Origin of the sequence: Roseomonas sp. KE0001, assembly GCF_016107285.1 — a bacterium.
Lineage (GTDB): Bacteria > Pseudomonadota > Alphaproteobacteria > Acetobacterales > Acetobacteraceae > Pseudoroseomonas.
Genome location: NZ_RCVQ01000001.1, coordinates 564,829 through 577,850, shown reverse-complemented (window position 1 = coordinate 577,850; position 13,022 = coordinate 564,829). Strand labels below are relative to the sequence as shown.

13 protein-coding genes and 1 tRNA gene are annotated in these 13,022 nt (G+C 72.1%); 7 read left to right on the top strand and 7 right to left on the bottom strand.

The annotated features are described in order from the left end of the window. Positions 1–77 precede the first annotated feature (77 nt). Complete coding sequence (locus D9598_RS02690) at positions 78–1,421, top strand: replication-associated recombination protein A (protein WP_198364840.1); 1,344 nt, start codon at positions 78–80, stop codon at positions 1,419–1,421. A gap of 197 nt (positions 1,422–1,618) precedes the next feature. Continuing rightward, positions 1,619–2,023, top strand: a complete 405-nt coding sequence (locus tag D9598_RS02685) for a CrcB family protein (RefSeq protein ID WP_198364839.1) — start codon at positions 1,619–1,621, stop codon at positions 2,021–2,023. 137 nt (positions 2,024–2,160) lie between these two features. Here the strand turns inward: D9598_RS02685 and D9598_RS02680 are convergent, their stop codons facing one another. Continuing rightward, the gene (locus D9598_RS02680) at positions 2,161–2,346 is read right to left on the bottom strand and encodes an AbrB/MazE/SpoVT family DNA-binding domain-containing protein (RefSeq protein WP_198364838.1); all 186 of its coding nucleotides are present in this window, start codon (positions 2,344–2,346) and stop codon (positions 2,161–2,163) included. A 112-nt stretch (positions 2,347–2,458) separates the two neighbouring features. On the opposite strand from D9598_RS02680, the gene D9598_RS02675 reads away from it, so the two are divergent. Continuing rightward, the gene (locus D9598_RS02675) at positions 2,459–3,436 is read left to right on the top strand and encodes an RluA family pseudouridine synthase (protein WP_198364837.1); all 978 of its coding nucleotides are present in this window, start codon (positions 2,459–2,461) and stop codon (positions 3,434–3,436) included. Positions 3,437–3,439: 3 nt separating this feature from the next. Next, on the top strand, positions 3,440–5,989 hold the full coding sequence (locus tag D9598_RS02670) for an AsmA family protein (protein WP_198364836.1): 2,550 nt from the start codon (positions 3,440–3,442) through the stop codon (positions 5,987–5,989). A gap of 69 nt (positions 5,990–6,058) precedes the next feature. Here D9598_RS02670 and recA read toward each other — a convergent pair whose 3' ends face one another. The 3 genes from recA to D9598_RS02655 all read right to left on the bottom strand — a co-directional run bounded on the left by recA (position 6,059) and on the right by D9598_RS02655 (position 9,112). Next, positions 6,059–7,099 carry a recombinase RecA gene (gene recA, locus D9598_RS02665; protein ID WP_198364835.1) on the bottom strand — a complete coding sequence of 347 codons (1,041 nt, stop codon included), beginning with the start codon at positions 7,097–7,099 and terminating at the stop codon, positions 6,059–6,061. Between the two features lie 218 nt (positions 7,100–7,317). Beyond that, positions 7,318–8,850 carry an ATP-binding protein gene (locus D9598_RS02660; protein ID WP_198364834.1) on the bottom strand — a complete coding sequence of 511 codons (1,533 nt, stop codon included), beginning with the start codon at positions 8,848–8,850 and terminating at the stop codon, positions 7,318–7,320. Between the two features lie 31 nt (positions 8,851–8,881). Then, the gene (locus D9598_RS02655) at positions 8,882–9,112 is read right to left on the bottom strand and encodes a hypothetical protein (protein WP_198364833.1); all 231 of its coding nucleotides are present in this window, start codon (positions 9,110–9,112) and stop codon (positions 8,882–8,884) included. Positions 9,113–9,230: 118 nt separating this feature from the next. Here D9598_RS02655 and D9598_RS02650 point away from each other — a divergent pair, with 118 nt between their 5' ends. After that, positions 9,231–9,467: a hypothetical protein gene (locus D9598_RS02650; protein ID WP_198364832.1), complete on the top strand. Its 237-nt coding sequence runs from the start codon at positions 9,231–9,233 to the stop codon at positions 9,465–9,467. 6 nt (positions 9,468–9,473) lie between these two features. Here the strand turns inward: D9598_RS02650 and speE are convergent, their stop codons facing one another. After that, positions 9,474–10,343: a polyamine aminopropyltransferase gene (gene speE, locus D9598_RS02645; protein ID WP_198364831.1), complete on the bottom strand. Its 870-nt coding sequence runs from the start codon at positions 10,341–10,343 to the stop codon at positions 9,474–9,476. A gap of 79 nt (positions 10,344–10,422) precedes the next feature. Further along, positions 10,423–10,881, bottom strand: a complete 459-nt coding sequence (gene speD / locus D9598_RS02640; protein ID WP_198364830.1) for an adenosylmethionine decarboxylase — start codon at positions 10,879–10,881, stop codon at positions 10,423–10,425. Positions 10,882–11,178: 297 nt separating this feature from the next. Between speD and D9598_RS02635 the strand changes: the two genes are divergently transcribed. After that, positions 11,179–11,269 (top strand) — tRNA-Ser (locus D9598_RS02635). A gap of 187 nt (positions 11,270–11,456) precedes the next feature. Next, positions 11,457–12,200 carry an SDR family NAD(P)-dependent oxidoreductase gene (locus D9598_RS02630; RefSeq protein WP_198364829.1) on the top strand — a complete coding sequence of 248 codons (744 nt, stop codon included), beginning with the start codon at positions 11,457–11,459 and terminating at the stop codon, positions 12,198–12,200. Positions 12,201–12,215: 15 nt separating this feature from the next. On the opposite strand, the gene D9598_RS02625 is transcribed toward D9598_RS02630, so the two are convergent. Continuing rightward, complete coding sequence (locus tag D9598_RS02625; RefSeq protein WP_198364828.1) at positions 12,216–13,001, bottom strand: SDR family NAD(P)-dependent oxidoreductase; 786 nt, start codon at positions 12,999–13,001, stop codon at positions 12,216–12,218. Positions 13,002–13,022 lie beyond the last annotated feature (21 nt).

The window sequence follows — 13,022 nt, the reverse complement described above, 5'->3', positions numbered from 1 at the left end:
GGAAAAATGCCTGCTGACGTAGCGCGGCGGGCGGATGGTGGGAAGGCCCGCGCGCCGCGCCCTATATAATGCCGACGATGCCCACCTCCCCCGGTCCTTCCCCTGGTTCCCCGCCGGGCCTGTTCGACGACCAGGCTCCCCGCCCCCTGGTCGATCGTCCCCTGGCCGACCGCCTGCGCCCCGCCAGCCTGACGGAGGTGACCGGCCAGGACCACCTGCTCGGCCCCCAGGGACCGCTGGCCCGGATGGTGGCGGCGCGCGCCATCGCCTCGATGGTCCTCTGGGGCCCGCCCGGCACGGGCAAGACCACCATCGCGCGCCTGCTGGCCGGCGCGACCGATCTCCACTTCGAGGCGGTCTCCGCCATCCAGGGCGGCGTCGCCGACCTCCGCCGGGTCTTCGAGGCGGCGCGGGCCCGGCGCGCCGGCGGGCGCGGCACGCTGCTCTTCGTGGACGAGATCCACCGCTTCAACCGCGCCCAGCAGGACGCCTTCCTGCCCTATATCGAGGACGGCACCATCACCCTGGTCGGCGCGACGACGGAGAACCCCTCCTTCGAGCTGAACGGCGCCATCCTCTCCCGCGTCCGCGTCTTCATCCTCAACGCCCTGGGGGCGGAGGCACTGGGCCTGTTGCTGCAGCGGGCGGAGGCGCATCTCGGCCGCCCCCTGCCCCTAGTCCCCGAGGCGCGGCAGGCGCTGATCGACATGGCCGGCGGCGATGGCCGCTACATGCTGAACATGGCCGAGCAGATCTTCGTGCTGGCGGAGGGCGAGAACCTCACGGTGGAGGATATGGGCCAGCTTCTGCAGCGGCGCATGCCCAGCCACGACAAGGCCGGCGACGGGCATTACGACCTGCTCAGCGCCTTCCACAAGTCGCTGCGTGGCTCCGACCCCCATGCCGCGCTCTACTACGCCGCCCGCATGGTGCATGCCGGCGAGGCGCCCGAGGCGGTGTTCCGCCGCCTCGCCTGCGCCGCCTCGGAGGATATCGGCATGGCCGATCCCCAGGCCATGGTGCAGGTCCTCACCGCCTGGCAGGCCTTCGAGCGCATCGGCTGGCCGGAAGGGCGGCTCTTCCTGGCCCAGGCGATCAACTACGTGGCGACCGCGCCGAAATCGAACGCCAGCTACCTGGGCTGGGAGTCCGCCATGGCGGCGGCGAAGCGCAGCGGCCACCTGGCGCCGCCGATGCGCATCCTGAACGCCCCGACCCGGCTGATGAAGGAGATGGGCCGCCACGCCGGCTACCGCTACGACCACGATTACCCCGACGCCTATGCCGGCCAGGACTTCCTGCCGGAGGCGCTCGGAGAGGCCGCCTTCTATGCGCCGAACGAACGCGGCTTCGAGCGCGACGTGAAGCGGCGGCTGGATTACTGGGCCGGCCTGAAGGCGCGCCGCCGCCCGCCCGACTGAGGTCCGGCGTGGCGCTGTCCTCCGCGGCTGGCGCCGGCCGTGCCGGGCTGGCAGGATCGCGCGCGCAAGGCAGGAGGGCCCGCATGTCCGCCGCACCGGAAGACGCCACCTGGTACACCGGCCCGGCGGGCGGGGCGCTCGACCCTGGCTCCGGGCGGGAGAAGCCGCATCCGCCGTTGCCCGCGGGCTGACGCCGCGTGACGCCCTTCGCCCCGTCGCTGCTGGCGCTGGTGGCCCTGGGGGGCGCGGCGGGCTCGCTGCTCCGCTATGCCGCCGGCATCTGGTTCGCCCGCTGGTTCGGGGTCTTCTTGCCCTGGGGCACGCTGGCGGTGAACGTCGCCGGCAGCGCCGTGATCGGCCTGCTCGGCGGGTTGATGCTGGCGGGCGTCCATCTCTCGCCCGAGAGCCGCGCCCTGGTCATCACCGGCCTGCTCGGCGGCTTCACCACCTTCTCCGCCTTCTCGCTGGATGTCGGCACGCTGGCGCTGCGCTCGCCCGCCCTCGGCGCCGGCTACCTGGCGCTGACGCTGGCGGGCGGCCTCGGGGCCTTCGCCATGACCTTCGGCCTGGGCCATGCACTTGGCCGCGCCCTGGCGGGCTGACGTTTTTCACCATGCCGCAGGCGAACGGCCCGCCATGGACCACCGCTCCTCCGACCGGTGCGGAGGGGGAGGCATCGTCACGACCCGGGAAAGCGCGGCGGCTTTCATCCCCTGGGCCTCAGTGGGTATATTTTCCTTTACTTCGCTGATGCTGCCGCCTTATCCTCATGGCCATCGCCAGGCAGTTCCACGCCTACCCACCGGCCGGGCCAGAGGAGGAGCACGCCCTCATGAACCTGCACGCGGAAGTAGCTGGGCCGGCCCAATGCCTCGACCACCGATGCGGGCAAGGTGAGCTGGTTCTTGCTGGTCAGTTTCGCCATCCGCATCGGACGCTCCCAAGGCTGGTAAGGAAGTAAGGGAATAAGGAATTTATTCCTTTTTGTCAAGCGGAATTGGCTCGACGCCGCCCTGGCCGGCGGCTACTTCCCGCCCATGACCATCCAGCACCGCACCGTGCACGCGGCGGACGCCGATTCCCGGCTGGACCGCTGGTTCCGCCGCCATTTCCCGCAGCTCACCCAGGGCGCGTTGCAGAAGCTGCTGCGCACCGGACAGATCCGCGTGGACGGCAAGCGCGCCGAGGCCAATACCCGTCTTGAGCGCGGACAGGAGATCCGCATCCCTCCCCTGCCCGAGGGTCCCGCGCCGGAGGCGGCGCCGCGCGAGCGGGGGGTCAGCGAGGCGGATGCGCGCCTGCTGGAGACGATGATTCTCTACCGCGACGACAGCGTCATCGCCCTGAACAAGCCGCACGGCCTGCCGGTGCAGGGCGGCCCGAACATCCGGCGGCACCTGGACGGAATGCTGGACGCGCTGCGCTTCGGCCATGAGGAGCGGCCGCGGCTGGTGCACCGGCTGGACCGCGACACCTCCGGCGTCATCCTGCTGGCGCGCGACCCTCGCGCGGCCGGCCGGCTCGCCGCCGCCTTCCGGGGGCGGGACGCGGAGAAGACCTACTGGGCGATCGTGGTCGGGCAGCCGCAATATCAGGCCGGGCGCATCGACATGCCGCTGGCCAAGCTCGGCGGCCCGCACGGCGAGCGCACCGCCCCGGCGGAGGGCCGGGAGGGCGCGCATGCCATCACCGAGTTCAGCACGGTGGACGTGGCGCGGCGGCATGCCACCTGGCTGGAGCTCCGGCCGCTGACCGGTCGCACCCACCAGCTCCGCGTGCACTGCGCCGCGGCGCTGGAATGCCCGATCCTGGGCGATGGCAAGTATGGCGGCCAGGCCGCGCATCTGGACAATCTCTCGCACAGCCTGCACCTGCACGCCCGCGCCATCCGCGTGCCGCATCCCGAGGGCGGCACGCTGGAGGTCACGGCGCCGCTGCCGCCGCACATGCTGGAGAGCTTCGAGACGCTGGGCTTCGAGAAGCCGCGCACGCCGCCGCCCCGGCGGCAGGGCTGAGCCATGGCCCGCCGCCTCCTGATCGTCGCGGGCGCCGGCCTCGTCGCCGCGCCGCTGCTCGTCTGGGGCGCGGCGCAATGGCTGCTGCGGGATTCGGTGCTGCGCCCGCGCGTCATCGCCGCCGTGGAGCAGGCGACCGGGCGGAGGCTGACCCTCGGCGGGCCGGTGGGCGTGAAGCTCTCGCTGCTGCCGACGGTGACGCTGGAAGGCGTTTCGCTGGCCAATGCGCCAGGTGGCAGCCGGCCGGAGATGCTGACCGCCCGGCGCATGGAGGCGCGGCTGGCGCTGCTGCCGCTGCTCTCGCGGCAGCTGGCCTTCGAGCGCATCCGCCTCGTCGAGCCGGATGTGCTGCTGGAGGTCGATGCTGCGGGCGAGGGCAACTGGCGCTTCCGGCCACCGCCTCCCCCCGCCGCCGACGCGCCCGGGCCCGCACCCGCGGCGCAGGACGGCCGGGCCGCGCGGCCGCTGGCCTTCTCGGTCTCGGAGATCCTCATCGAGGGCGGCCGGCTCACCTGGCATGACGCGCGCGGCGGGGGGCACGAGACGCTGGGGATCCGCGACCTCGCCCTGACCGCGCCGGAGCCGGCATCGCCGCTGGGCCTGCGCGGACAGCTGGCGCTGCGGGGCGTCGAGATCGCCGTGGAAGGCGCGACCGGCCCCCTGCCGCGCCTCACGGGTGCCAGCGCCGAGCCGGCGGACTGGCCGCTCGAACTGACCGCGACATCGCCCGGCCTGCGCCTGCAGGTTCAGGGCAGCCTGTCCCGGCCGGAGGCCCTGGCGGGCTGGCGCCTGCAGGTCGAGGCCTCGGCCGATCGGCTGGGGCGGCTGTCGCCTTTCCTGCCGCCCGCGCAGCCCTGGCCCGCGGCGCTGGAAGGTCTCGCCGTGCAGGCCTCGCTGAGCGATGCGGGGCCGGGGCGGCCGCCGCGCCTGCTCGGCCTCTCCGCCAGCCTCGCCGGCGGCGCGATGGCCCCCCTGGCGCCCGATCTGGTGCTGGGCGCCGGCAGCCTCCGCTTCACCGATGGTGAAGGGCCCGGTGAGGCCAGCCTGTCCGGTCAGTGGCGCGGCCTGGCCTGGCAGGGCGAGGCCCGCCTTCCCCCTCTGGCCGCCCTGGCGGCGCCGGGCCCCTGGCCGCTCGAGGCCACGCTGCGGGCCGCGGGGCTGGAGGCGCGGCTGCAGGGGGCGCTCAGCGGCACCGCCCCGCTCGAGGCCCAAGGCCGGTTCGAGGGCCGTGGGGCGGACACGGCGCCGCTCCTCACCGCCCTGGGCCTGCCCGGGCCGCGCCTGACCGAGGCCCATCTCGCCACGGCCTTCGACTGGTCCGGCGGCACGGCGCTGTCGCTCGAGGATCTGCGATTGTCGTCGCGGGAAGCCTCCCTTGGCGGCACGCTGCGCTGGCAGGCGGGCGCGGCGCGTCCGAGCCTGCGATGGGCGCTTTCGGCGCCGCGCCTCGACCTTGATGCCCTGCTCTCGGCACCGCCGCCGCAGCCGGCCGCGCCCCACCCGGCGGGCGGCACCCCGGCGGTTCCGCCCCGCCCGCCCCTGCCCGCCGAGGCCGGGCCGCGCCGTGTGATCCCGGCCTTGCCCCTGCCGCTGGCGCGCCTGCGGGGGCTGGATGCCGAGGGACCCCTGGACATCGCGGAGCTGAGGCTGCGCGGCGTGACCTACAGCCAGATCCAGGGCCATCTGGCCCTGGAGGGCGGGCAGCTCCGGATCGCCCCCCTGGCCTTCAGCCTGCCCGGCGGCCGTCTGGCCGGCAGCCTGGCCGCCGATGGCGCTGCGGCCCCGCCCCGCCTCTCGCTGGCGCTGCGGCATGAAGGCGGCGGCCTCGACCTCCGGCCACTGCTGCAAGGCTATGGCCTGCCGCCCCAGGGCAGCGGCCTGCTGGAGCTGGAGGCGGATCTGCAGGGCGCGGGCGAGGATCTCCGGTCCCTGGCCGGAACGCTGAGCGGTCATCTGGCACTGGCCATGGCCAATGGGCAGATCGAGAACCGCCTGCTGGAACGTCTGGGCGGTGAGTTGCGCCGCCTGATGCTGCCGGGCGCCCCGGCGGAGGCGGGAACGGCGCTGCGCTGCCTGGCGCTCCGCCTGCAGCTGCGTGATGGCATCGCCCGGCCGCAGGCCATGCTGATCGAGACCGGCCTCGCCGACGTGGTGGGCAGCGGCGAGATCGATCTGGGCCAGGAGCGGCTGGCGTTGCGACTGCTGCCGCAGCTCCGGCTGGGCGGCCTCGGCCTGACGGCGCCGGTGGTGGTGGGCGGCAGTTTCGCGGCGCCCAGCTACCGCCTCGATTCCGCGCGGGTGCCCGAAGCGGCCGCCGGCATCCTGGGGGAGTTGATGAGCCGGCAGGCGGAAAGCGGCGATTCGGTCCTGGGGCGGCTGGCGCAGCAACTGGCGGACCGGCCCGCCGGAAGCCTGCCGGATTGCGCGCAGCAGCTGAGCGTGGCCCGGGGTGGCCATTCCGGCCCGGTACCGGCCGAATCCCCCGCGCCGTCAGGCGGCCGCCCGCGCCCCCCCGGGCCGGTCGACATTCTGCGCGGCCTGCTAGGCCGCTGACATGGCAAGGGGCCCCACGGGGCCCCTTATCAGACTCGCGCCACTGCGTGAGGCGGCGCCGCTTCCGCCCTACTCGGCGGCCGCGGCGTCCCCCTCCTCCTCGGGCCCCGCCAGCATGCTGTTGGCGACGACGCCGGCCTGCGCGCGGATGCGCTGCTCGATGCTCTCGGCCATGGCCGGATTGTCGCGCAGGAACTGCTTGGCGTTCTCCCGCCCCTGACCGATGCGCTGGCTGTCGCAGCTGAACCAGGCACCGGACTTCTCGACCACGCCCGCCTTGACGCCGAGGTCCAGCAGCTCGCCGACCTTGGACACGCCCTCGCCATACATGATGTCGAACTCGACCTGCCGGAACGGCGGCGCCATCTTGTTCTTCACCACCTTCACGCGGGTCTGGTTGCCGGTGACTTCCTCGCGGTCCTTGATCTGGCCGATGCGGCGGATCTCGAGCCGGCAGGAGGCATAGAACTTCAACGCGTTGCCGCCCGTCGTCGTCTCGGGGTTGCCGAACATGACGCCGATCTTGAGGCGGATCTGGTTCAGGAAGATCAGCAGCGTGTTGGAGCGAGAGACCGAGCCGGTCAGCTTGCGCAGCGCCTGGCTCATCAGCCGGGCATGCAGGCCGACATGGCTGTCGCCCATCTCGCCTTCCAGCTCGGCGCGCGGCACCAGAGCGGCGACGGAATCGACCACCAGCACATCGACCGCGCCGGAACGCACCAGCGTGTCGGCAATCTCCAGCGCCTGCTCGCCCGCATCGGGCTGGCTGATCAGCAGGTTGTCCACATCGACACCGAGCTTGCGGGCATAGCCCGGGTCCAGCGCGTGCTCGGCATCAAGGAAGGCACAGGTGCCGCCGCGCTTCTGCGCCTCGGCGATGGCGTGCAGCGCCAGCGTCGTCTTGCCCGAGCTTTCCGGCCCGTAGATCTCGACGATGCGTCCCTTGGGCAGGCCGCCGATGCCCAGCGCCAGATCGAGGCCGAGCGAGCCGGTCGGGACGACCTCGATCTCGTCCGACTGCTGCTTGGCCCCCATGCGCATGATCGAGCCCTTGCCGAAGGCCCGTTCAATCTGGCTGAGCGCGGCATCGAGCGCCTTGTTCTTGTCCATTCTGGAACCCCTTCGCCAAGCGGCTGTCTATATGGATCGGAGACACTGACCGGTTCAGTGCTTATCCCGGCGCGATGCATTCGATAAGGCAGGGCCAGGATATCATTTTCCTGTGACGTCAGTGAACCCAGAGAGCTATTCAATCCCAGGTTTAATTCTCTGCCGCCCCAGATTTCGAGTTCCCTATATGTTCGCTTATGCCTCGTTCCGCAAGAGGATCAGCGTGGAAGCAGGGCTTTCACCGCCTCCACGAGCTGGGCCGGCGCATAAGGTTTGGCCAGGAAGCGAAGACCCTCGCCCTCCACGCCCGTCTCGACCATGGACGGCGCATAGCCACTGGTCAGCAGGACCGGCAGGGCCGGGAAGCGATGCCGCAGCCGGCCGCAGAGCGCCAGGCCGTCCATGCCGGGCATGATGACATCGGATACCAGGGCGCGAGGCGCGAGCCCGGCTTCCACCAGGTCCAGCGCCGCCTCGGCATCCTCCGCCGCGACCACCTCCCAGCCCGCGCGGCGGAGGCTGCGCTCCGCGAGCTGCCGCAGCAGCCCCTCATCCTCGACCAGCAGCAAGGGTGCCGCCATTCCGCCCGCCGCCATCAGGGGGGATGGCGCCGGGCCTTCCGCCGCACCATCGGCAACGGCCTGAGGCGCGGCCTCCTCGACGCGGGGCAGCAGGATGCGGAAGCAGGTCCCCTCCCCTGGCCGGCTGCTCACGGTCAGATAGCCGCCCGACTGGCGGACGATGCCATGCACGGTGGCGAGACCCATGCCGGTTCCGCCCTGCTGGGCACGGCTGGTGAAGAAGGGTTCGAAGATGCGCGGCAGGATCTCCGGCGGAATGCCCAGACCGGAGTCGCTGACCTCCAGCACGGTCCATCGTCCGGCCGGCACCGGTTCCGGCATCGCCGGCAAGGCCTGCAGCAGCAGTTGCCGGCCGGTGGCCAGTCGCAGCCTGCCACCCGTCGGCATGGCCTGGCGGGCGTTCATCGCCAGGTTCATGACAACCCGGTCCAACTCCGACGGGTCGATCCGCACCGTGCGCTCCGGCTTCTCCAGCGCCAGCTCCAGCCGGATGTCCGGCCCCAGCAGCGGCGTCAGGAGCCGGGCCACCCCGGAGACCGCCTGGTTCAGCGGCACCAGCCGTGGCGCCAGGACCTGCTGCCGGGCATAGGCGAGCAACTGCCGCACCAGCCCGCCGCCGCGCTCCGCCGCCTCGCGGATCTGCTGCAGCTCCGCCGCCGCCGCGGGGCCCGAAAGCCGCTCCGCGCCCTCGGCGGCGCCGAGGATGATGGCCAGGATATTGTTGAAGTCGTGCGCGATGCCGCCCGCCAGGGTGCCGAGCGTCTGCAGCCTCTCGGCCTCGGCCACCTTCGCCGCCATCAGCTGCCGCTGCGCCAGATCCTGCAGCAGCAGCACCGCCCCGCCATCGGGCAGGCCGAGGCGGATCGGCGCCACGGGCAGGCCGGGCATGCCCTCGGGCGCGATCAGACGCAGCTCCGCCGGCGCCGCGCCGCCCCGGGCCAGCCATTGGGTCAGCAGGGATCGTGACTCGGGCTGGAACAGGGCGTCCGGCGCCATGCCGGCCTGCACCGGATAGGCGGGGCCGAGGGCGCGGCGAAGAGCCGGATTCGCGCCGCGGACCCGCCCCGACCGCTCCAGCAGGAGCGCGGCTTCGGGAAGCGCCTCGAACAGGGCCTCGAAGGCGCCCTGGCGCTGCTCTCCCAGGAGCCACAGATCGGCAAGGCGCTTCATGACCGGATGATATCCTCACGAAGCGGTGATGTCAGTCCCTATCCTCCGCCAGCAGGGCGAGGGCTTCCGTGACCAGCGACAGGCTGGTCCGCAGGGACCGGGCGTGCCCGGGCGGGGAAACCGGCCCGCACGCCGGCGCCTCCGGCACGATCCGCGACCATGCGCCCTGCTCGCGCGCGGCGCGGCGGGCGCGTTCCAGCAACTGCGGCCGCTCCGACTGCAGTCGGCGGACCGAGATCTCCAGCGCCCGCGTCAGTTCCATCCATCCCGCCCCCTGGCTTCCGGGTGGCAGGATCGCCGCAGGAGGCAAGGAAAGGGTTAAGGAGGCACGGCGCGCCGTCGCAGCGAAGTATTAGGGGATCGCGCTAGAGGATGGCGGCATGAACGACCCCGCCCTCCCCGCCGTGCTGGCCGGCCTCGCCGCGCTCGACGCCACCCTGGCCCTGGCCGAGGGGCTGCGGCAAGGCCGGCGCGCTGTCGACCTCAGCGGGATCGAGGCCGAGGTCGGTGGCCTGTGCCTCGCCGCCCTGGCCCTGCCCGCGCGGGCGCGCGGGGAGGTTCGTTCGCCGCTGGAAGGTCTCCGCCGCCGCCTGGAGAGGCTGCTGGCGGAGCGGTGAGCGGGTTCAGCCCTGCGGCAGGTGCCGGCTGATATAGGGCGGCAGGTTGAAGGCGCCGGCATGGATCTCCGGCGTCCAGTACTCCGTCCGGCCCAGAATTCCGGCGGCCTCGGCGCGGTCGCGGAGGGTGGCGCTGTCCACCTGGCGCAGGGTGGCATCCTTCGCCGCCCAGCCCAGGGTCATGAAACCGCCGACATAGGTCGGCACGGCGGCGACATAGGCCCAGATGTCCGGGAAGGCCTTGCCGCGGCGGACGGACGTCTCGGCCAGTTCCTCGGCCTGCATGATCGGCACGCCGCACTGGTTGACGATCAGGCCGCGATCGGACAGCAGCCGCGCCGCGTTGGCATAGAACTCGTCGGTGAACAGCACCTCGCCGACGCCGATCGGGTCGGTGGAATCGACGATCACCACGTCGAAGCTGCCGGCCGGCGCCTTTCGGACGTAGTCGATGCCGTCGCCCACGATCACCTCGGCCCGCGGGTCGTTCCAGGCCTCGCCACCGATGTCGGGCAGATGCTCCTTGCACAGCCGGATCACCTCGCCGTCGATCTCGACCATCACGGCCTTCTCGACGTTGCGATGCTGCAGAACGCGCTTCAGCACGCCGCCGTCACCGGCACCGATGATCAGGACGCGCCGGGCATCGCCATGCGCCAGCAGCGGCACATGGGCCAGCATCTCCTGATAGACGAACTCGTCCTTCTCGGTGATCTGCACCACGCCATCGAGCAGCATCACGCGGCCATGCGTGTAGCTCTCGAAAATCATGATGTCCTGGAAGTCGCTCTGGACGCGGGCCAGCTCGCGCTTCACCTGGAAGCGCTGCCCCCATTCGGGATAGAGGGTCTCGTTCACCCAGGAATCGGTCGGCATGGGGATGTATCCTCGTGGAACGCGAAGAGGGCGGGACCTTAGGATCCCGCCCCCGGCCTCGTCACGTGACAGGCTGGCGTCAGCCGATCAGGCCGCGCTTGTGCTCGGCGAGCTGAACGCGCTCGGGCAGGAAGCCCTTCTTCAGCACCGGCACCGCCTTGTAGGGGTTGCAGATGCCGCAGACGAAGATGTCGAGCGCGGCATAGGACCGCTCGGGCCAAGTGTGGATCGAGACGTGGCTCTCGGCCAGGACCAGCACGCCGCTCACGCCACCATTCGGGGAGAAGTGGTGGAAGTGGCCGTGCAGGATGGTCGCGCCGGTCTCGATCGCGGCCTCGCGCAGCACGGAATCGATGTGCGCGGGATCATCGAGATTGGTCGCGCCCCACAGATCGACGATCAGGTGCGTGCCGGCAAAGCGCACGCCGTCGCGCTCGACGAAGTAGTCCTTCGCCTCGCCGTTCGGGCTGTCAACAAACTGGGCTTCGCTCGGGCTGCTATCCGAAACCATCCCCAGCGGAGAAACGAGAGCGTCCATGGTTTGAGGGCTCCTTCCCACCAGAAGATGACCAGGGCGATCGGGGTCGATCAGGTCAACGGCGGCGCATATGGGGCACAGCGGCCCGGGCCGCAAGAAAAATCGGGGTTTTCGGGCCGAAAAAATCGCGGGTCCTTCCTGCGTTCAGCGCGTATCTCTTCGCGCCACCCCCGGGGAGGGTCCGCAAATGCCCCCCGTAAGGGCTGGGTGGTTGCGGAAAAACTCCCGTCGAGTCTGAGCCTGCGCTCTTCCCTCTTGTCGGACGGGCAAAGGCTGCTATACCCCCGGCCCTGCGCTGGATGGGTGGCCGAGCGGTCGAAGGCGCACGCCTGGAAAGTGTGTATACCTCAAAAGGGTATCGTGGGTTCGAATCCCACCCCATCCGCCAGTTCCCGCTCCGCTACGTTATCCTCGCGAACCGCCCCGGCCTGCCACCGCAGACCGGAGGAATGGCTCCGTGACTTCCCTCTGGTCAGGCCGAGCGCGGAAGCCCTAGCGTGGCCGCGCCTGATGCATGGCGGTCCCATGCGGGGTGGACGGGGAACCAACCCCGCGACAGGGGGAAGCCGATCACCATGACCAAGCCGGACAGCCATCCCTTCTCGCTCGATGGCCAGACCATCCTCATCACCGGCGCCGCGGGTGGCATCGGCGGCGCCACGGCACGGCTCTGCGCCGCGCAGGGTGCCGGACGGCTGGTGCTGGCGGACCGGGAATCGTCCGAGCGGATCGCCGGCCACGTCGGCGCCCTGGACGCGCCGTTCTCTTGCCACCGCCTGGATGTCAGCGATCGTGCCGCGGTGGAGCGGCTGGCCCGCGAGGCGGGGGAGATCGACGCGCTGATCGACATGGCCGCCATCTGTCCCGCCGACGACTGGATGGACGAGGACTGGGACGCGGCGCTGCAGAGGGTGCTGGATGTCAATGTCCGCGGCCCGATCAACCTGACGCGCGCCGTCCTGCCCGGCATGGCGGCCCGCGGGCGGGGACGGATCGTGCTCTGCGGCTCCATCGCCGGCTGGATGGGAGGCGTCGCCTCCGGGCCGCACTACGCCTTCTCCAAGGGCGGCCTCCATGCCTTCGTGCGCTGGCTGGCACGGCGCGGGACGCCGCAGGGCGTGCTGGTCAACGCCATTGCCCCGGGCCCGGTGGAGACGCCGATGACGGCCGGCCGGGACTACCGGCCGGAGCAGTACCCGCTGCGGCGCATGGCCCTGCCGGAGGAGATCGCCGCCGCCGCGGCCTTTCTCGTCAGCCCGGGCGCCGGCTATGTCTCCGGCGCCGTCCTCGACGTGAACGGCGCCCTGCACTACCGCTGACGGCGCGCGGGCGCCTCAGCGGGCGGGGCGCAGGCCGCCATAGGTGGCCAGGTGCGCCCCCGCCAGCCAGCCGGCATCGACCGGCAGATTGATGCCCGTGATCGCCGCCGCGTCCTCCGAGAGGAGGAAGGCGACGGCCGCGCCGATCTCCTCGGGCCGCACCATGCGGCCCAGCGCCGAGGCCTCGGCCAGCAGGGCGGGATCGCGCAGGCCGCGCTCGATGGCGGCCTGCACCGGCGGCGTCGCGACATAGCCTGGCGAGACCGCGTTCACCCGCACCCCGGACCGGCCCCATTCTGCGGCCAGGCAGGCCGCCATATGCACCGCCGCCGCCTTGGACGGCGCATAGGCGTGCAGCGGCGCGGTGCGACTGGCGGTGATCGAGCCGGTGACGACGATCCCGCCCCGTCCCCGCGCCGCCATGCGCCGGCCGGCGGCGACGCAGGACACATAGACGCCGCGCAGATTGACGGCGATGACGCGGTCGAACTCCTCCAGCGCCAGCCGCTCCGGCGGATCCCCGGGCTGGATCAGGCCGGCATTGGCCACCAGCGCCTCCAGCGGCCCGAGCCGCGCCTCGACATCGGCGAAGACGGCCTCGGTGGCCGCGGCGTCGGTGACATCGAGCGCGACGGCCTCGGCGCCCAGCGTCTCCGCCGCCGCGCGGGCCGCCGCGATGTTGAGATCGGCCAGGACCACGCGCCAGCCGCGCGCCGCCAGCACGCCGGCCGTGGCCAGGCCGATCCCGCTTCCCGCGCCGGTCACCAGCGCCACGCGGCCGCGCCCCTCATCCCGTGTCATCCTGCGACGCCTCTCCCGTGT